13 protein-coding genes and 2 tRNA genes are annotated in these 19,366 nt (G+C 53.0%); 13 read left to right on the top strand and 2 right to left on the bottom strand.

Features of this window, described 5'->3' with window-relative positions; genetic code table 11:
- Window positions 1-171 precede the first annotated feature (171 nt).
- From gltX to ACT3RP_RS01285, 3 genes are all read left to right on the top strand, one after another.
- The gene (gene gltX / locus ACT3RP_RS01295; protein WP_483393074.1) at window positions 172-1,653 is read left to right on the top strand and encodes a glutamate--tRNA ligase; all 1,482 of its coding nucleotides are present in this window, start codon (window positions 172-174) and stop codon (window positions 1,651-1,653) included.
- A gap of 129 nt (window positions 1,654-1,782) precedes the next feature.
- A tRNA-Ala gene (locus tag ACT3RP_RS01290) sits at window positions 1,783-1,858 on the top strand.
- A 27-nt stretch (window positions 1,859-1,885) separates the two neighbouring features.
- Window positions 1,886-1,961: transfer RNA gene (locus ACT3RP_RS01285), tRNA-Glu, on the top strand.
- Window positions 1,962-2,639: 678 nt separating this feature from the next.
- On the opposite strand, the gene gltA is transcribed toward ACT3RP_RS01285, so the two are convergent.
- Window positions 2,640-3,926 carry a citrate synthase gene (gltA, locus tag ACT3RP_RS01280; protein WP_096281452.1) on the bottom strand — a complete coding sequence of 429 codons (1,287 nt, stop codon included), beginning with the start codon at window positions 3,924-3,926 and terminating at the stop codon, window positions 2,640-2,642.
- A gap of 501 nt (window positions 3,927-4,427) precedes the next feature.
- Here gltA and sdhC point away from each other — a divergent pair.
- From sdhC to sucD, 9 genes are all read left to right on the top strand, one after another.
- Entirely contained in the window at window positions 4,428-4,805 is a 378-nt protein-coding gene (gene sdhC, locus ACT3RP_RS01275) for a succinate dehydrogenase, cytochrome b556 subunit (protein ID WP_483393073.1), read from the top strand.
- Window positions 4,799-5,146 carry a succinate dehydrogenase, hydrophobic membrane anchor protein gene (gene sdhD, locus ACT3RP_RS01270; RefSeq protein WP_096281448.1) on the top strand — a complete coding sequence of 116 codons (348 nt, stop codon included), beginning with the start codon at window positions 4,799-4,801 and terminating at the stop codon, window positions 5,144-5,146. Before sdhC ends, sdhD begins: the two co-directional genes overlap by 7 nt.
- A gap of 3 nt (window positions 5,147-5,149) precedes the next feature.
- On the top strand, window positions 5,150-6,922 hold the full coding sequence (gene sdhA, locus ACT3RP_RS01265; protein ID WP_427046949.1) for a succinate dehydrogenase flavoprotein subunit: 1,773 nt from the start codon (window positions 5,150-5,152) through the stop codon (window positions 6,920-6,922).
- Between the two features lie 27 nt (window positions 6,923-6,949).
- Window positions 6,950-7,660: a succinate dehydrogenase iron-sulfur subunit gene (locus ACT3RP_RS01260; protein WP_096281444.1), complete on the top strand. Its 711-nt coding sequence runs from the start codon at window positions 6,950-6,952 to the stop codon at window positions 7,658-7,660.
- A 395-nt stretch (window positions 7,661-8,055) separates the two neighbouring features.
- Window positions 8,056-10,890, top strand: a complete 2,835-nt coding sequence (locus tag ACT3RP_RS01255) for a 2-oxoglutarate dehydrogenase E1 component (RefSeq protein WP_096282398.1) — start codon at window positions 8,056-8,058, stop codon at window positions 10,888-10,890.
- Between the two features lie 38 nt (window positions 10,891-10,928).
- The gene (gene odhB, locus ACT3RP_RS01250) at window positions 10,929-12,527 is read left to right on the top strand and encodes a 2-oxoglutarate dehydrogenase complex dihydrolipoyllysine-residue succinyltransferase (protein WP_096281442.1); all 1,599 of its coding nucleotides are present in this window, start codon (window positions 10,929-10,931) and stop codon (window positions 12,525-12,527) included.
- Between the two features lie 126 nt (window positions 12,528-12,653).
- On the top strand, window positions 12,654-14,093 hold the full coding sequence (gene lpdA / locus ACT3RP_RS01245; RefSeq protein ID WP_096281440.1) for a dihydrolipoyl dehydrogenase: 1,440 nt from the start codon (window positions 12,654-12,656) through the stop codon (window positions 14,091-14,093).
- 177 nt (window positions 14,094-14,270) lie between these two features.
- Window positions 14,271-15,437, top strand: a complete 1,167-nt coding sequence (gene sucC / locus ACT3RP_RS01240) for an ADP-forming succinate--CoA ligase subunit beta (protein WP_008958560.1) — start codon at window positions 14,271-14,273, stop codon at window positions 15,435-15,437.
- On the top strand, window positions 15,437-16,309 hold the full coding sequence (sucD, locus tag ACT3RP_RS01235) for a succinate--CoA ligase subunit alpha (RefSeq protein ID WP_193063408.1): 873 nt from the start codon (window positions 15,437-15,439) through the stop codon (window positions 16,307-16,309). Before sucC ends, sucD begins: the two co-directional genes overlap by 1 nt.
- A gap of 116 nt (window positions 16,310-16,425) precedes the next feature.
- On the opposite strand, the gene ACT3RP_RS01230 is transcribed toward sucD, so the two are convergent.
- Window positions 16,426-18,366, bottom strand: a complete 1,941-nt coding sequence (locus ACT3RP_RS01230) for an exoribonuclease II (RefSeq protein WP_096281435.1) — start codon at window positions 18,364-18,366, stop codon at window positions 16,426-16,428.
- 161 nt (window positions 18,367-18,527) lie between these two features.
- On the opposite strand from ACT3RP_RS01230, the gene ACT3RP_RS01225 reads away from it, so the two are divergent.
- Window positions 18,528-19,325 (top strand): HAD family hydrolase, encoded by a 798-nt coding sequence (locus ACT3RP_RS01225; protein ID WP_483393072.1) that lies wholly within the window; start codon window positions 18,528-18,530, stop codon window positions 19,323-19,325.
- Window positions 19,326-19,366 lie beyond the last annotated feature (41 nt).

The raw sequence follows: 19,366 nt of genomic DNA, 5'->3' as shown, positions 1-19,366 counted from the left end.
TGTTGCTGCAGTGCCGTATTAATCGATCTTTACTTAGCACGTATTAAGGGGCATGCAACATTGAGCCCACCTTATGACGCTTTTGGACGCCAATTGTTCCCTGCGCGACGCTGTAGGTTGTGGCTAAGGTGGGTATAATATGGCCATGCATATTTGCCATAGGACGTTTTCATGACCGTACGTACTCGTATCGCACCTTCTCCCACCGGGGATCCACACGTTGGTACGGCATACATAGCGCTTTTTAATCTATGTTTTGCGCGTCAGCATGGCGGCCAATTTATTTTACGTATTGAAGACACGGATCAAGTGCGCTCCACGCCTGAGTCGGAGCAGATGATTCTCGACTCCTTGCACTGGCTGGGCCTTGAATGGGACGAAGGCCCTGATGTCGGTGGCCCTCATGGCCCGTATCGGCAGAGCGAGCGTGGCGAAATTTACGCGCAGCATGTTCAGCAGCTCTTAGACGCGGGGCATGCGTTTAAGTGCTACCGCACCAGTGAAGAGTTAGATGACCTGCGTGAGGCACGCAAAGCGGCGGGTATGCACTTGGCATTGAAATCCGCTGACTTAGCGCTCGATGAGAGTGAGCTAGCGCGCCGCCGGCAAGAGAACTGGCCTTTTGTGGTGCGTATGAACGTGCCTGCTGAAGGTGTTTGCGTCGTCAATGACATGCTGCGTGGCACTATTGAAGTGGATTGGGCCCAGGTCGATGCACAGATACTGCTTAAGTCAGATGGCATGCCGACCTATCATTTGGCTAACGTTGTCGACGACCATTTGATGGGCATTACTCACGTACTGCGCGGTGAGGAGTGGATTAATTCCGCACCTAAGCATCAGTTGCTGTATGAGTATTTTGATTGGGAAATGCCGGTGCTGTGTCATATGCCGCTGCTACGCAACCCTGACAAATCTAAGCTTTCTAAACGTAAAAATCCGACGTCGATTAATTATTATCGCCGTATGGGCTTTTTGCCCCAGGCCGTTACCAATTATTTAGGTCGTATGGGATGGTCAATGCCTGACGAGCGTGAAAAATTCAGCTTGTCAGAAATGATCGCTGATTTCGATGTGACGCGTGTGTCGCTGGGTGGTCCGGTCTTTGATTTAGAAAAATTGACGTGGCTGAACGGTGTTTATATCCGTGAAGACTTGGATGACGATGCATTGTTGAAAGCGCTGCGCGAATGGGCCTTCAACGAAGCGTACGTGAAGCAAATCCTGCCTCAGTTGCGGCCCCGGGTCGAAACGCTTTCCGAAGTAATGCCGCTCGCCGGTCATTTCTTTGCAGGCCAGCCAGCGTTAACAAAGCATTCATTTGATAGCGTGAAGCTTGATGAAGAAGAGCTGGTTAAGCTGCTTCAGTTCCTTGTTTGGCGCTTTGAGGGCGTTTCAGCATGGGATAAAGAGGCGTTGCTTGACGAGGTAAAAACGCTGGCCGAGCATTTTGAGTTGAAAATGAAGATGTTCCTCGCGCCGGTATTTATTGCTATCACTGGCAGTACTTCCAGTACCTCGGTGATGGATGCGATGGCGATTCTCGGCTCTGACATTACTCGAGCCCGCTTGCGTGGTGCCATTGACGTGCTAGGCGGCGTTTCGAAAAAGCAGGCCAAGCGTTTTGAAAAAGAGTTTCGTGATATTGCGTAACAACTCATTAAGATAGCCATGGCGAAAGCGTCTGTTTTTGTCACTGATCTTGTCAGAACTAAATAGACGTTTTCGCTGTTGACCAAGATGATCATAATCAGTATTATACGCTCCGTCTTCGCGACATGTGGGGCCTTAGCTCAGCTGGGAGAGCGCAACACTGGCAGTGTTGAGGTCAGCGGTTCGATCCCGCTAGGCTCCACCATCTTGATTCGTGAATTCACGTAGTAATGTCCCATTCGTCTAGTGGTCTAGGACACCGCCCTTTCACGGCGGTAACAGGGGTTCGAACCCCCTATGGGACGCCATCAAATCGATATCCCCTGATTTCTGTTTGTTTTTTCTAGCAATGAGTCCCCTCATCTGCTGGTTTTTGGCATCTCTGCCGTTCACAAAAAAGCTACAAATCGATCTTTTTTAGACGATTTTATGCTTGACTTGTCCACTTTTTCTGATCCCTTCTAAAAGTTGTGCACAACTCGTTGTTGTTGACGCAAAAAACTTGAACATAACTTTAAAATGTTAAAAAACAACAACTTACCATAGGTCAAAAAATGACCAATTTAAGGTTGGCCCACTGTTCATGGCGATTTCGGGACGTTTTGTAGTGGTTGTGAACAGGGTTATCCACAGATAGTGTGGAAAACATTTTTCTGGATGCTAGCCCTCAAAAGTCAAGCGCTATTGATGCTTAAAAGTGCCTTAATCGCGTGGCCCAATAGTCTAATGCCGCTGGCTGAAAAAGATGATGGGCTATGCTGCTTAGGAGTCGCAATGGCTGTTGCGTTAACGGGCGAAAGGCGGGCTCTAAGAGGCGATCGTGTTAAAGGCGTGCAGCCGGGTAGCGATTTATCCTGCATAGCCTCTGGTGAAAAGAAGGGCTTAAATGTCGGGTGGTGGGATCAGCTCATGCGAAAAAGGCCACCCGTAGGTGGCCTTTTTCGCATTGCTATCAACCTAGCAGAGGTCGATTTATTTTTGCTGGCTTATTTCGTTGGGTAGTCACGCTTATCGTGGCCGATATACAGCTGGCGCGGACGACCGATTTTGTAGCTTTCACTGAGCATCTCGTGCCAGTGTGAGATCCAGCCAACGGTGCGGGATACCGCAAAAATCACGGTAAACATATTGGTTGGAATGCCCATCGCTTTCAAAATGATGCCGGAATAGAAATCAACGTTCGGATACAGCTTGCGCTCAATGAAGTATTCATCTTCCAGGGCGATCTGTTCCAGGCGCTTGGCGATTTTGAGCTGTGGGTCGTCAGCCATGCCTAGCTCGGCGAGTACCTCGTCACAGGTTTCTTTCATCACCTTGGCGCGCGGATCGAAGTTGCGATAAACGCGGTGACCGAAGCCCATTAGCTTGAAGGGGTCTTCTTTATCCTTGGCCTTATCAACAAAGCGCTGGATATTCTCTTCGGAATCGTCACCAATTTCGTCAAGCATTGCTAGTACGGCTTCGTTGGCACCGCCGTGAGCAGGGCCCCACAGTGCAGCGATGCCGGCGCTAATGCAGGCGAACGGGTTGGCGCCTGTGGAGCCTGCAAGGCGTACTGTCGAGGTAGAGGCATTTTGCTCGTGGTCCGCATGCAGCATGAAGATGCGGTCCATGGCTTTCGCGTATACCGGATTGATCTTGTACTCTTCGCAAGGGTTGCTGAACATCATGTAGAGGAAGTTCTCTGCATAGCTCAGGTCATTGCGCGGATAGTTGAACGGTTGGCCAACGTTATACTTGTGTGACATGGCCGCCAGCGTCGGCATTTTCGCAATGAGACGGATGGCACTAATCTCGCGGTCTTCTTGCTGAGTGATGTCCATATGGTCATGGTAGAAGGCCGCTAAGCCGCCTACAACGCCGCACATAATAGACATCGGGTGCGCGTCACGGCGAAACCCTTTGAAGAAGTTATTAATCTGGTCATGAACCATGGTGTGATTGCGAATACGTGATTCAAAATCTGCGTACTGCTCTTCACTGGGCAGCTCGCCAAATAGCAGGGTGTAGCTAAGCTCAACAAAATTGGATTCTTTGGCCAGTTGATCAATGGGGTAGCCGCGATGCAGCAGTACGCCCTGACCACCATCAATATAGGTAATGGCAGACTGGCAGGAAGAGGTGGCCATAAAGCCGGGGTCGTAGGTGAACAGGCCTTCAGCACCGAGCTCACGTACGTCGATGACGTCGGGGCCAAGTGTGCCGGAGTACATAGGTAGCTCGATCGGTTTGTCGATGCCGTCTACCGTCAGTGTCGCTTTCCTGTCAGCCATGCAGGCCTCCTTTCGAATTCGGGTTGGGACGTAAAGTCATTGCTGCGCATGCCGCGCCGGCGAAAAGGCCTGCCCACTATAGAAGTGTGCGACATTTTGTCAATTATCCGATGCGCTAGGCGTAAGCTGTGCAGATATAATTGTTGTGAATGGTTTTTGTATAAGATTGAAAAAAGCCTACAATATGTGAAGGCGTCAAAAATCACGAATAGATTATCATAGTACGTTAACAAGCTTATCAATCTGCTAATCTATGGACACTATAACCATGCTGCAGCGCAAAATCGACTCGGTCTAAACGGATTTTTTTCCTACAGAGTCGACTTATGCCTGAGTTCGGTTTGTAAGCGAGGGCGAAGGTTCTTATAATCCACGGCGCGCGACCGGCAGGTAGGTGGTCGTGCCCGACTTGGCAACGGCCGAGCCCCTTCCAGCAACCACTGCCCGCTCGGGCCATGCCCGACCTGTCGCAGAGCGGGCCAAGAGAGTGTGTATAAAGCCGTGAATAGCAAACGACCCGTAAACCTAGATCTATCTACAATACATTTCCCACTACCGGCATTGACGTCGATCACACACCGCATCACGGGTGTCATCCTGTTCGTTGGCCTGATTTTCGCTTTTTGGGCGCTAGGTAAGTCATTGTCATCTCCGGCGGGTTTTGACGCCGTTAGCAATGCGTTAGCCAATAATTTCTTGGCTAAGTTCATTGCTTGGGGGCTGTTGTCCGCCTTGGCATTCCATTTTGTCGCCGGTATTAAACACCTGCTGATGGATGCCGACATTGGTGTGACCCTTGAGGGTGGCGTGAAAAAGGCCCAGGTCACCGTCGTGGTCAGTGCCGTTCTGATTATTTTGGCAGGAGTTTGGGTATGGTAACTAACATCACTAGCTTTGGCCGTAGTGGGCTTTCTGACTGGCTGATGCAGCGCGTATCCGCGGTGATTCTGGCTCTTTATACGGTCTTTATCGTCGGCTTCTTGCTGTTTAATCCGAACCTTGATTATTACGCATGGAGCGGCCTGTTCAACCAAACGTGGATGCGAATTTTCTCGCTATTGGCCTTTATCGCCATCGCGGCACACGCCTGGATCGGCCTGTGGACCGTAACCACTGACTATCTTAAGTCTACTTGCCTGCGCATGGGTGCCCAAGCTGTCATTATTTTGGGTATTTTCGTGTATTTGGTGTGGGGCATTCAAATTCTGTGGGGAGCTTGATACATGTCTAATCTGCGTAGCCTGACGTTTGACGCCATTATTATTGGTGGCGGTGGCGCTGGCCTGCGAGCCGCTCTAGAGCTTGCGAAGTCCGGCAAAAAGACGGCCGTGTTATCAAAAGTTTTCCCGACGCGCTCTCACACCGTTTCTGCCCAGGGCGGCATTACTTGCGCGATTGCATCTGATGATCCGAACGATGATTGGCGCTGGCACATGTACGATACCGTTAAAGGCGGCGACTATATTGCTGACCAAGACGCGGCTGAATATATGTGTTCCGAAGGCCCGAAGGCGGTGTTTGAGCTTGAGCACATGGGGCTGCCGTTCTCGCGCTTAGATAACGGCCGCATTTATCAGCGTCCGTTTGGCGGCCAGTCTAAAAACTTTGGTGAAGGTGGCCAGGCTGCACGCACCTGTGCCGCGGCTGACCGTACCGGCCACGCGTTGTTGCACACCCTGTATCAGAACAACTTGAAGAACAACACAGTGTTCCTCAATGAGTGGTACGCGGTAGATTTGGTTAAAAATGCTGACGGTGATGTGGTTGGCTGCATCGCTATGTGCATCGAAACCGGTGAAGTGGTTCACGTTAAATCGAAAGCCACCGTACTGGCGACCGGTGGTGCGGGTCGTATTTACGCCTCCACGACCAATGCCTTGATCAATACGGGTGATGGCATTGGCATGGCAATGCGCGCCGGTTTTCCGATGCAAGACATGGAAATGTGGCAGTTCCACCCGACCGGTATTTACGGCGCGGGTACGCTGGTCACAGAAGGTTGTCGTGGTGAAGGTGGCTACCTGATCAATAAAGACGGCGAGCGCTTTATGGAGCGTTATGCACCGAACGCCAAAGATTTGGCCGGCCGTGACGTGGTTGCTCGTTCGATGGTCATGGAAATTTTGGAAGGTCGTGGCTGTGGTGAGAAGGGCGATCACGTCTTCTTGAAGCTTGACCACTTGGGCGAAGACGTTCTTGGTAAGCGCTTGCCGGGTATCGTTGAGCTTTCTAAGACCTTTGCTCATGTCGATCCTGCTACCGACCCGATTCCGGTCGTACCGACCTGCCACTATATGATGGGCGGTATTCCCACCAACATTCATGGCCAGGCGATTACACAAGACGAAAGCGGTAACGATCATATCGTTAACGGCCTATTCGCTTGTGGTGAGGCAGCGTGTGTATCTGTTCACGGTGCTAACCGTCTGGGCGGCAACTCACTGCTTGATTTGGTGGTCTTTGGCCGTGCCGCGGGCATGTTCATCGAAGGTGCACTGAACGAAGGGATCGACTACCTGGATGCCTCTGAGTCTGACGTTGAGTTGGCAATGAAGCGCATCAATCGCTGGAATGAGTCGGAAGGCGGCGAAAGCATTCCTGAGCTAAAAGCTGAGCTTCAGGAAATCATGCAGACCTCCTTCGGCGTATTCCGCGAAGAGAAAAACATGCTGGAAGGCGTCGAGAAGCTAGCGCAGCTGCGTGGACGGATCGGTAATGCCTACCTGCCGGATAAGTCCAATGCCTTCAACACTGCACGTGTGGAAGCGCTGGAGCTTGATAACTTAATGGAAGTGGCAGAAGCGACGGCGATCGCTGCCCTTGAACGTAAAGAAAGCCGTGGCGCCCACTCGCGCTATGACTATCCAGACCGTGATGATGTCAACTGGCTGAAGCACTCGCTTTACTTCCCGCTGACTAAGCAAATGAAGCAGCGCGACGTTAACTTCAAGCCGAAAACTGTTGATACGTTCGAACCGAAGGTTCGTACCTACTAAACTCCGCATTGACGAGAGGGAGTCACTATGTCCAATCTTCAGGTATCCGTATACCGCTATAATCCGGAAACCGACTCCGCACCTTATATGCAGGAGTTTCAGGTCGATACCAAAGGCCGCGATGTAATGGTGCTGGATGTTCTTCATCTAATGAAGGAGCAAGACAGCGGTCTGGCGTTTCGTCGCAGCTGCCGTGAAGGCGTTTGTGGTTCAGACGGCATGAACATGAACGGCAAAAACGGCTTGGCTTGTATCACGCCGCTGTCAGACGTTGTGAAAAACAACAAGCTGACCCTGCGCCCACTGCCTGGCTTGCCAGTTATCCGCGACATGGTCGTTGATATGGGCTTGTTCTATAAGCAGTACGAGCGTATTCAGCCTTACCTGCAAAATGATACGCCGGCGCCGGCTATTGAACGTCTACAGTCTCCGGAAGAGCGCGACAAGCTAGATGGCCTGTATGAGTGTATTCTGTGTGCATGCTGTTCTACGTCGTGCCCGTCATTTTGGTGGAATCCTGAGAAGTTTGTGGGTCCTGCTGGTCTGCTGCAGTCATATCGCTTCCTGGCCGATTCTCGTGATACGGCCACCAGTGAGCGCCTGAGCAACCTGGAAGATCCGTTCTCGGTTTTTCGGTGCCGTGGCATCATGAACTGTGTGGCGGTATGCCCAAAAGGCCTGAATCCTACTCGTGCGATTGGTAAAATCCGCGAAATGCTACTCGCCGATGCTACCTAAACGTATGACATTTGAGTAAAAAAGCGGGCGGCGCTTAAGTTGAGCAACAATGCCACTTAAATCATCGCGCTTCGCTTGTTATCATAGGGTTCGTCACGTGGTGCGGCGTCGCGTCGCACTACTGACCAGGCAAGTTTGAAAGCCGGTGCCTTGGGTACCGGCTTTCGAGCATGAACTGAAGATTAAAAGCCTTATGAACCGTTAGGTGATGAATTGCTAGACGACGAATTGCTTGATGAAGAATTGCTTGATGAGAAATCGTTAGATGAATAGGGTTTCCGGCCGCTGGCCGGCGCCGCCGGTAAATGTATCGCCCCGCCGGCAGGGCAACAGCGATGTCGCCGCACGCTTGCGACGATACCGATACCACCCCATCAGTGCAGGGTGACCGAGAGATGCAACAAGGCATAATGGAGTTGATGTGGCGTTCCTCTCACGTTAGTGGCGGCAATGTTCACTACGTGGAAGCGCTTTACGAGCAGTACCTCGCAGATCCTGAGTCTGTCCTTGACGAATGGCGCAGCTATTTTGATCAGCTGCCTCGTCCCGAGGGCGGCGCCTCCCACGATGTCCCACTAAGCCCAGTACGTGATCAGTTCTACCAGCTGGGGCGTGAAAATCGCCCGGGCCGCGTAGTTGCCGCTGCCGATAGCGGAGAGAACAAAAAGCAGGTGAAAGTCCTGCAGCTGATTAACGCCTATCGCTTCCGTGGTCATCAAAAGGCCAATATTGACCCGCTAGGGCTGCGTAATCCCACCCCCGTACCGGACCTCGATCTGTCGTTTCATCAGCTTTCAAAAGCTGATTTGGATACCGAGTTCCAAACCGGTTCTTTCTTTCTGGGCATCGACAAAGCACCGCTGCGCGATATCGTGGATGCGCTGGAGCGCACGTATTGCCGCTCCATCGGCTGCGAAATCATGCACATTGTCGATACAGAAGAAAAACGCTGGTTACAGCGGCGTTTTGAGTCGGTTCGCAGTGCGCCCGAATTCAGTGCTGACGTGCGCAAGCACGTTTTAGAGCGCTTGACGGCGGCTGAAGGTTTGGAGAATTACCTAGCATCCAAATATCCAGGTACCAAGCGTTTTGGCCTTGAAGGCGGTGAAGCGTTTGTGCCAATGATGGATGAGCTCATCCAGCGTGCCGGGGGTTATGGCACCAAGGAAGTGGTCATCGGTATGGCACACCGCGGGCGACTCAACCTGTTGGTCAATATTTTGGGTAAAAACCCAACTGATTTGATCGATGAGTTTGATGGTAAAAAAGTCATCGAGCGTGGTTCAGGCGACGTTAAGTACCATCAGGGCTTTAGTTCTAACGTCATGTCTCCGGGTGGCGAAGTTCACTTGGCCATGTCGTTTAACCCATCGCACCTAGAAATCGTGGCGCCGGTGGTAGAAGGCTCGGTTCGCGCTCGTCAAGATCGCCGCAAGGATGAAGATGGTAGTAAAGTGCTGCCTATCAACGTCCACGGTGACGCTTCCTTTGCTGGTCAGGGCGTAGTGATGGAGACATTCCAGATGTCCCAGACCCGTGCTTATAAGACCGGCGGTACCGTCCACGTTGTGATTAATAACCAAGTGGGCTTTACCACGTCACATCCGCTGGATGCACGTTCTACCGAATACTGCACTGATATTGCAAAGATGGTTCAAGCGCCTATTTTTCATGTTAATGGCGATGATCCGGATGCAGTACTGCATGCTACACAGGTCGCTCTCGACTATCGCCAGCAGTTCAAAAAGGACGTGGTGATCGATCTGGTTTGTTACCGCCGTCGCGGTCACAACGAAGCTGACGAGCCGTCCGGCACGCAGCCAATGATGTATGCAAAAATCAAAGGCCATCCCTCTGCACGCACGCTGTATGCCCAGCGCTTAGTTGATCAGGGCGTGCTGTCAGAAGAATCCGCCAAAGAAATGGTGGAAACGTATCGCAACGATTTGGTTGCCGGTAACCATGTTGCCAATGCGTTAGTGCAAGAGCCCAATGAGTCTCTGTTTGTTGACTGGGCACCCTACCTGGGTCATGAGTGGTCGGGCGATGCAGACACTACCTTCGAGATGAAGCGTCTGCAGCAGCTAGCCGCACGCATGTGTGAGGTTCCAGACGGTGTCGAAGTCCAGCGCCAGGTTGCTAAGATTTATGAAGATCGGCGCAAGATGCAGGCCGGTGGGCTGGCACTTAACTGGGGGTTTGCAGAAACTCTCGCTTACGCCACGTTGCTAGAACAAGGTCACCCGATTCGTATTACCGGGCAGGACGTAGGACGCGGTACTTTCTCTCATCGCCATGCGGTGGTGCACAACCAGAAAGACGGCTCGACCTATGTTCCGCTGCAGAATATGACCGATGGGCAGCCGTGTTTCACCATTCACGACTCCTTCCTGTCGGAAGAAGCGGTGCTGGCATTTGAGTATGGCTACTCAACGACCGCGCCGAATGACTTGGTGATCTGGGAAGCTCAGTTTGGTGACTTCTTTAACGGTGCCCAGGTGGTAGTGGACCAGTTCATCTCCTCAGGTGAGACGAAGTGGGGCCGTGTGTGTGGTTTAACCATGCTGCTACCCCATGGCTATGAAGGCCAGGGCCCGGAGCACTCCTCAGCACGCTTAGAGCGTTTCTTGCAGATGTGTGCCGAGCACAATATGCAAGTATGTGTGCCGACGACGCCTGCGCAGATTTATCATTTGCTGCGTCGTCAGGTGATCCGTCCGCTGCGTAAGCCTCTTGTGGTGATGACACCTAAATCGCTGCTGCGTCATAAAGAAGCGATCTCGAGCCTTGAAGATCTTGCCCACGGCAAGTTCCACATGGTGCTTGCTGATCAAGCGGACCTGGCACCGGAAAAGGTCACACGTGTTGTACTGTGCGCTGGCAAGGTTTATTACGACTTGGCAGCTTCGCGCGCGGAGAATGAGCGTGAGGACACGGCGATTCTACGCCTTGAGCAGCTTTATCCCTTCCCGAAAGAAGAGCTTCTGGAAGCGCTTAAGGACTATACCAACGTAGAACACATTGTGTGGTGTCAGGAAGAGCCGCTGAACCAAGGCGCCTGGTACTCTAGTCAGCACAATATACGTGCGGTGGCCGATATGTTGAAAGATGGCTTCGGGCGCGATTTGAAATTCGCAGGACGTCCTGCCTCTGCTGCTCCGGCAGCCGGCTATATGTCCGTCCATACTGAGCAGCAGCGCCAGCTGGTGGAAGACGCTTTTAATCTATAAGCGGCCACTGGATTTAGAGAACACATAAGGGAAACGACATGGCTACTGAGATCAAAGCGCCAACCTTTCCGGAATCCGTTGCCGAAGGCAGTGTGGCGGCGTGGCATAAAAAGCCGGGTGATCGCGTTGAGCGTGACGAACTGATTGTTGAAATTGAAACTGACAAAGTGGTGTTGGAAGTCGTCGCCCCAGAAGCTGGCGTTCTGACTGACGTAATGGCCGAAGAGGGCGATACCGTTCAGTCAGAGCAGGTGCTTGGCAAAATTGGCGAAGGCAGTGCGTCTGGTGACAGCGATAAAAAAGAAGAGAAATCTTCTGACGATGACAGTGCTGAAAAGCCCGCCGAGAAATCTGACGACAAGTCGTCTGAAGAGAAGCAAGACAAGCCTGCCAGTAGCGGTAACGGTGGTGGCAAAAAGCACGATGTAAAAGCTCCCAGCTTTCCTGAGTCGATTCAGGAAGGCACCGTGGCGACGTGGCACAAAAAAGTAGGCGAAGCGGTTAAGCGCGATGAAGTGCTTGCCGACATCGAAACCGACAAAGTAGTGCTGGAAGTCGTTGCACCGGCAGACGGCGCCCTGGCTGAAATTAAAGCCGAAGAGGGTAGCCAGGTAGAGTCCGAAGCGATTCTGGCCGTGTTTACTGAAGGTGCTGGCGGCGATAGCAGTGGTGCTGATGAAGCGCCTGCTAAAGCAGACAGCAGCAGCAGCGATGATGATGGCGCCGATGAGAAAGTGGGCGACAAAATCCTTGCTCCGTCTGCCCGTAAGATGGTTGCTGAGCACGACCTGGATGTCGCCAAGATTGAGGGCACCGGTAAAGGTGGCCGTATCTTGAAAGAAGACGTTCAGAAAGCAGTGAAAGACGGCTCCGCTAAGAAGGCTGCTAAGGCTGCTGCACCGGCGAAAGCGGCCGCTGCACCGGTGGCTGAAGGCGAGCGCGTTGAGAAGCGCGTACCCATGACCCGCCTGCGCAAGACGATTGCCAAGCGGTTGGTTGAGGCGCAGCAAACAGCGGCCATGCTGACCACTTATAACGAAGTGGACATGACCGCAATCATGGCCTTGCGTGCGCAGTACAAAGACACCTTCTTAAAAGCCCACGATATCAAACTGGGCTTTATGGGCTTCTTTGTAAAAGCCGCTTCAGAAGGGCTTAAGCGTTTCCCTGACGTGAACGCGTCTATCGACGGCACCGATATCGTTTATCACGGCTACCAAGATATCGGCGTTGCGGTATCCACTGACCGTGGCTTGGTTGTGCCGGTACTGCGTGATACCGACAGCATGAAAATTGCTGACGTTGAGCGCTCGATTGTCGACTTCGGTAAGCGTGGTCGTGATGGCAAGCTGGGCATGGACGACATGATCGGCGGCACCTTTACCATCACCAATGGCGGCACCTTTGGCTCTTTGATGTCGACACCGATTATCAATCCGCCACAAACGGCCATTCTGGGTATGCACAAAATCCAGGATCGCCCAATGGCCATCAACGGTAAGGTTGAAATTCGTCCGATGATGTATCTGGCGCTTTCCTACGACCACCGTATGATCGACGGCAAAGACGCCGTTCGCTTCTTGGTTACGTTGAAAGAATTGCTGGAAGATCCCGCACGTCTGCTGCTGGATGTCTAATAAGTCTTTGCGCCGTTGTTAACGCCGGCGCTTAAGCTTAATCAGGATGTATTTGCAATCGCACACTGCCTCTCGCCCGATTTAAGTCAATAGCTGGCGAGAGGCTAGCAAGCTAAAGGAGCCAACATGGCTGATAAGTTTGATGTGATCGTCATCGGTGCCGGCCCTGGTGGTTATGTTGCCGCTATCCGCGCAGCCCAGATGGGCTTGAAAGCGGCTTGTGTCGAAAAATGGATCGGCAAAGAAGGCAATGTCGTTCACGGCGGCACGTGCTTGAACGTAGGCTGCATTCCGTCTAAAGCGTTGCTTGAAGCCTCGCACAAGTTTGCCGAAGCCAAGCACGATTTTGATGATATGGGTATTCAGGCAGGTGACGTCACGATGGACGTTGCCAAGATGGTTGCGCGCAAGGACAAGATCGTTAAGAACTTGACCAGCGGCATCTCTGGCCTCTTCAAAGCCAACGGTGTAACGGCTCTCGAAGGCACCGCTAAAGTGATTTCTGGCAAGCAGGTTGAAGTCACCGATGCTGAGGGCAACACCTCTACTTACGACGCCGATAACATCGTTATTGCCGCAGGCTCTGTGCCGGTTGAAATTCCGCCGACGCCGTTGACTGAAGGCCTGATTGTTGATTCTACCGGCGCATTGGAATTCACCGAAACACCTAAGCGTTTAGGCGTTATTGGTGCAGGCATTATCGGCCTTGAGCTGGGCAGCGTATGGAACCGTTTAGGTTCTGAAGTGACCGTGCTTGAAGCGATGGACTCCTTCTTGCCAATGGTGGATGCCACCGTTGCCAAAGAAACTCAGAAACTGCTCAAGAAGCAGGGCCTGGATATTAAGCTTGGCGCGCGCGTGACCGGCTCTGAAGTTAAAGGCGAAGAAGTCGTTGTGACATATAGCGATGCCAACGGCGAGCAGGAAATGACGTTTGATAAGCTCATCGTTTGCGTGGGTCGTCGCCCGTACACCAAAGGCGTGATTGCCGATGGCGTTAGCATTGAGCTTGACGAGCGTGGCTTCATTTTTGTCGATGACCAGTGCCGTACTAATGTGCCGGGCGTTTACGCTATCGGTGACTGCGTACGTGGCCCGATGTTGGCACACAAAGCGTCTGAAGAAGGCATTATGGTCGCCGATATTATCGCGGGCCATAAAGCCGAGATGAACTACGACACTATTCCTAGCGTCATCTATACCTACCCGGAAGTGGCGTGGGTCGGCATCACTGAGCAAGATGCCAAAGCTAAGGGTATCGAAGTCAAAACCGGTACCTTCCCCTTCGCGGCCAGCGGCCGTGCGATGGCTAATAACGCCACCGAAGGTAGCGCCAAGATCATCGCTGATGCAGAAACCGACCGTATTCTCGGTATGCACATCGTGGGTCAGCACGCCGGTGAAATGATAGCCCAGGGCGTGATTGCAATGGAATTCGGCTCTAGCGCTGAAGACCTGGCCCTAACCTGCTATGCACACCCGACTATGTCGGAAGCTGTGCACGAAGCAGCGCTTGCAGTAGACGGCCATGCGATCCATATGGCCAATCGCAAGAAGCGTAAATAATTCAGTAAGCAACAACGAAGCGCCACCTATGGGTGGCGCAACACTTTCGGCTTTGTCGTCATACGCAAAGATCGAAAGAACGGGGATGACCAGTTCTTTTAAGACCGTTCTTGTAAGACTGCTCTTAAAAGAAAACTGATCATCGTTCGAGTCACATGCAACCAATGGCATGAATCGATGAATCTTCACGAGTATCAAGGTAAACAGCTGTTTGCCGACTATGGTCTACCAGTGTCTAAAGGCTTTGCTGTCGACACCCCCGAAGAAGCGGAAGAAGCTTGCAAAAAAATCGGCGGAGACATGTGGGTTGTTAAAGCCCAGGTTCACGCTGGTGGCCGCGGTAAAGCGGGTGGCGTTAAGCTGATCAAAGATCCGGCTGAAGCCAAAGCATTCGCAGAAAAATGGTTAGGCAAGAACTTAGTAACCTTCCAAACTGACGAAAAAGGTCAGCCGGTTGCCAAGATTCTGGTTGAAACCTGCACTGACATTGCTGATGAGCTGTACCTCGGCGCTGTTGTTGATCGTACTACCCGTCGCGTTGTCTTCATGGCTTCTACCGAAGGTGGTGTAGAGATCGAGACAGTTGCCGAAGAAACGCCGGAAAAAATTCTTAAAGCAGAAATCGATCCGCTGGTCGGCGCACAGCCGTACCAAGCGCGTGAACTAGCGTTTGCACTGGGCCTGAAAGGCGACCAGATCAAACAGTTCACCAAGATTTTCCTAGGTCTGTCGCAGTTGTTCCACGACAAAGACTTGGCGCTGTTGGAAATTAACCCGCTGGTTGTCACCGAAGAAGGCAATCTGCACTGCCTCGACGCCAAACTGGGCCTCGACAGCAATGCGCTGTACCGCCACCCAGACCTGCAAGCTATGCGCGACCCGTCTCAAGAAGACCAGCGCGAAGCCGATGCGGCGAAGTGGGAGCTTAACTATGTGGCGCTTGATGGCAACATCGGCTGCATGGTAAATGGCGCAGGCTTGGCCATGGGTACGATGGATATCGTTAACCTGAGCGGCGGCAAGCCAGCAAACTTCTTGGACGTCGGCGGCGGCGCAACCAAGGAACGCGTAGCTGAAGCGTTCAAAATCATCCTGTCTGACGACAATGTTAAAGCCGTACTGGTTAACATCTTCGGCGGTATCGTACGTTGCGACATGATTGCTGAAGGCATTATCGGTGCCGTTGAGCAAGTCGGTGTCAATGTGCCGGTTGTCGTACGTCTAGAAGGTAACAACGCCGAGCTGGGTGCTGAAAAATTAGCGTCTAGCGGTCTGAATATCATCGCGGCTACCAGTCTGACCGACGCGGCTCAGCAGGTCGTTAAAGCGGCGGAGGGCAAGTAATGAGCATCCTGATCGATAAGAACACCAAGGTCATCTGCCAGGGCTTTACCGGTGGCCAGGGCACGTTCCACTCCGAGCAGGCGATTGCCTACGGTACGCAAATGGTCGGTGGTGTTACGCCGGGCAAAGGCGGCCAAACGCACCTCGGTCTGCCCGTGTTTAACACCGTTAAAGAAGCGGTAGAAAAAACCGGCGCGGAAGCTAGCGTTATTTACGTACCGGCGCCATTCTGTAAAGACTCAATCCTTGAAGCGGCGAATGCCGGTATCAAGCTGATTGTGTGCATCACGGAAGGCATTGCTACGCTAGATATGCTCGAAGCAAAAGTTAAATGCGACGAGCTGGGCGTACGTCTGATCGGCCCTAACTGCCCAGGTGTTATTACACCGGGTGAATGCAAAATCGGCATTATGCCGGGCCACATTCACCAGCCGGGCCGCGTCGGCATCGTATCGCGTTCAGGTACTTTGACCTATGAAGCCGTTAAGCAGACAACTGATCACGGTTTTGGTCAGTCTACCTGCGTTGGTATCGGTGGCGACCCGATTCCTGGTTCTAACTTCATCGACATCCTTGAGATGTTCGAGAAAGACCCGAAAACCGAAGCCATCGTTATGATCGGTGAAATCGGCGGTACGGCTGAAGAAGAAGCGGCGGCTTACATTAAAGACCACGTTTCTAAGCCAGTGGTTTCTTACATTGCCGGTGTTACTGCACCTCCTGGCAAGCGTATGGGCCATGCGGGCGCGATCATCTCTGGCGGTAAAGGCACCGCTGACGAGAAGTTTGCGGCCCTTGAAGACGCCGGTGTTAAAACCGTGCGCTCTTTGGCTGAAATTGGCGATGCGCTAAAAGAAGTCACTGGCTGGTAAGTGCCGGTCGGTTAGCGTTGACGCTTCAAAAGAGCACCTTCGGGTGCTCTTTTTTTTGCCTATAAAAAAAACGACGCTTAAATAAGCGCCGTTTTGACTAACGTCGTGTTTTGTCGTTAAACAGCAGGCTTAGCGACCAGTGAGCGAGTCTCTTCGCGGGCTTCGGTCAGCACGACGCGAAGCGGATCGCCCAGCTTATAGCGTTCTTCTCCTTCGATCTGAATACGGCCCTCTTTATCATCAATCACCACTTTGCTGCGATCACTGTGCATTAAGGGGGCGGGCACAAACGCCGTTGCGCCATTTTCAAGCAGACGAACGCGCATGCCGCCACGATTGATGGCCATAACTTCGGCTTCAAACGTGTCTTGATTCTGCGCGGCAGGCGTTAGATAGCGGACGTAAAGCCAGTCTTTAACATCGCGCTCGGCCATACGATTCAAGCGACGGCGCTCCGTCAACTGCTCGGTGAGCTGCTGAGTAGCTTCGGCGGGGGCCTGTTCGCCTTTAAGCACAAGTTTGATGAGGCGGTGGTTGACCATGTCGCCGTACTTACGGATTGGCGAGGTCCAGGTGGCGTAGGCCGCAAGACCCAGGCCAAAGTGCGGGCCAGGCTGTGCCGACATCATCGTGAAGCCTTGAAAGCGGCGCAGGCGAGCGTCTAGCCAAGCGTCATCGCGGCTTTCCAGTGCGCGCTTAAGCTCGGTGTAGCGGGCAAGCTCGGTTAACGCTTCGCGATCTACCACGATCTCCTGGCCTGCCAGGAATTCCTGGGCGGCTTCGGCTTTTTCCGGTTCAAACGCGCGGTGCACGTTAAAGATCCCGTGGCCGATGTTGTTTGCCAAGAAGTCGGCGCAGCAGGCATTGGCCACAATCATCGATTCTTCGATCATGCGGTTGGCAATGCGGCGCTCTTCGGTGCGCACTGCCAATACGTTACCGGCTGCATCCAAATCAAAGACGTAGTCCGGGCGGTCTTTAAACACCAGTGCGTGTTCGTTGCGCCAAGCGGTACGCGCTTCGGTTAAGTCGCGCAGCGCTGAGAGCTGCTCGGCGATATCGTCCGCCGGTGCCCAGTCGCCTTGGCCTTCAATCCAGTCAGAAACGTTGTCATAAACAAGCTTGGCGTGGGACTTCACATTGGCTGCAAAGAAGCGATACTCGCCCAGGCTGCCGTCGGCATTGATGTCCAGCGTGCAGGCTAGCGCGGGGCGATCTTGGTTTTCCCACAGGGAGCAGAGGTCGTCGGCCAGCTGTTCAGGTAGCATGGTGACATTCTGGCCAGGCAGGTAAACGGTAAAGGCGCGAACGCGGGCTTCTAAATCAGCGGCATGGCCTTCTTCCACGTAGGCGGTGGGGTCGGCAATGGCCACGCTTAAACGCCAGCCGCCTTCGGCACGGATGGCGACGTGCAAAGCATCATCCATATCGCGGGTTTTCTCACCATCAATGGTGAAGAAGGGCGTGGACGTTAAATCTTCGCGGGTAAGGCCTTCATCATGCAAAGGCCATTCGCTGCCTGCATCGGGGCATTCTTGCTCCAGCGCGTGGCGGGCCAGGGTAACGCGCCACGGCACGGCCGGGTTATCACTTTTAGCAACCAGCTCATCAATCTGGGCAAAGAAGGCGCGGTCATCGGCTTTGAGTGGATGACGCACCAGGCGAGCAACGACCCAGTCACCGTCGGCAATGCTGTTTTCATCAAGGCTGTTTTTAATCCGCGCCTTGATCACATTTTTAATCGACGGATGATCGGGTACCACGGCAAGCCGACCTTCACGCTTTTGCACGCGGGCCACAAATCGATCCAGCCCAGCCTCAATCAGCTTTTCGGGCTCAACGGATTTTTTGTCACCGTTCTCGTGGATAACCGCTTCCACGCGATCACCGTGAAGCACTTGCTTCATGGCCGGCGGCGGCACGAAATAAGATTCACCGTCGTCGGTTTCGAGAAAACCGAAACCTTTGTCGGTGGCTTTGATCACCCCTTCAGCGCGGGGGGTGGTTTGACGAATCTGTTGCTTGAGCTGGGCAAGCATGGAGTTATTCTGAAGCATGAGCTCAATCAGTTGGCGAGAGTTAGGGTGCCACTATACGGATTCCCGCAGGCCGCGCCAATTGTCGCCATGCGAAGTTGGCGCTGATGACGGCGAGTCAAAGGCTTACAAGCGCTCAGCCGAATCGGTTAAGCTAAACAGCCACGCCCATGGAGCGCGCTATGACACCTCGCCTGATTGTTTCTGACCTGGATGGAACCCTGTTAGGGGGCGACCACACGCTACACCCCAGCACGGTTGAGGTACTGCGATCGCTGGTCAAGCAAGGCCATCATGTGGCGCTTGCCTCGGGCCGTCACTATGATGATATGAAGGTGTTTCGCGATCAGCTAGCGATCCCTGCGCATCTGATCAGTACCAACGGTGCCTATGTTCACGATCCGGCAGGCAGGCTGCTGGCGTCATCTCACTTGGCGGCTGAGCACGCGCAGGCGCTGATCAATCTGCCGCGTCCGCCGGAAGTGCGGCTTAATCTGTACCGCGAAAGCGGCTGGCATATTGACCAGGATGCTCCGCAGTTGCTCACCCTGCACGCGTCCACCGGTTTTCGCTATCAGGTAGTTCCCCCCGCACAGATGGATAGCAGTGGCGTCGGCAAAGTGCTCTATTTAGGTGATCCTAATGCGCTAAAACGCCTTGAAGCTCAGCTTCAAGAGGCCTATGGCGACGCGCTGCACATTACCTATTCAACAGATTATTCGCTGGAAATTATGGCGGGTGGGGTCAACAAAGGCGTAGCGTTAGCAGCGCTGCTTGAACGATTAGATTTAACCCCGGCTGCATGCCTAGCCTTTGGAGATAATCTCAACGATACCGAAATGCTCGACTTGGCAGGGGAGGCACAGGTAATGGCTAATGCCCACCCGGCACTATTTGATCGCGTAAAGGGTGCCGAGCGTATCGGCCATCATGGGGAAGCCGCTGTTGCCAAGTGGCTGCAACAGCGGTTTAAGCTTTAAGCGTTGAGGAACACATTAAACATCCCTGCTGATCTCTCCGC

It is taken from the genome of Halomonas sp. AOP5-B2-8 (assembly GCF_052376475.1).
Lineage (GTDB): Bacteria > Pseudomonadota > Gammaproteobacteria > Pseudomonadales > Halomonadaceae > Vreelandella > Vreelandella casei.
The sequence above is the reverse complement of the archived record's forward strand: the minus strand, read 5'-3'. Positions and strand labels throughout refer to the sequence as shown.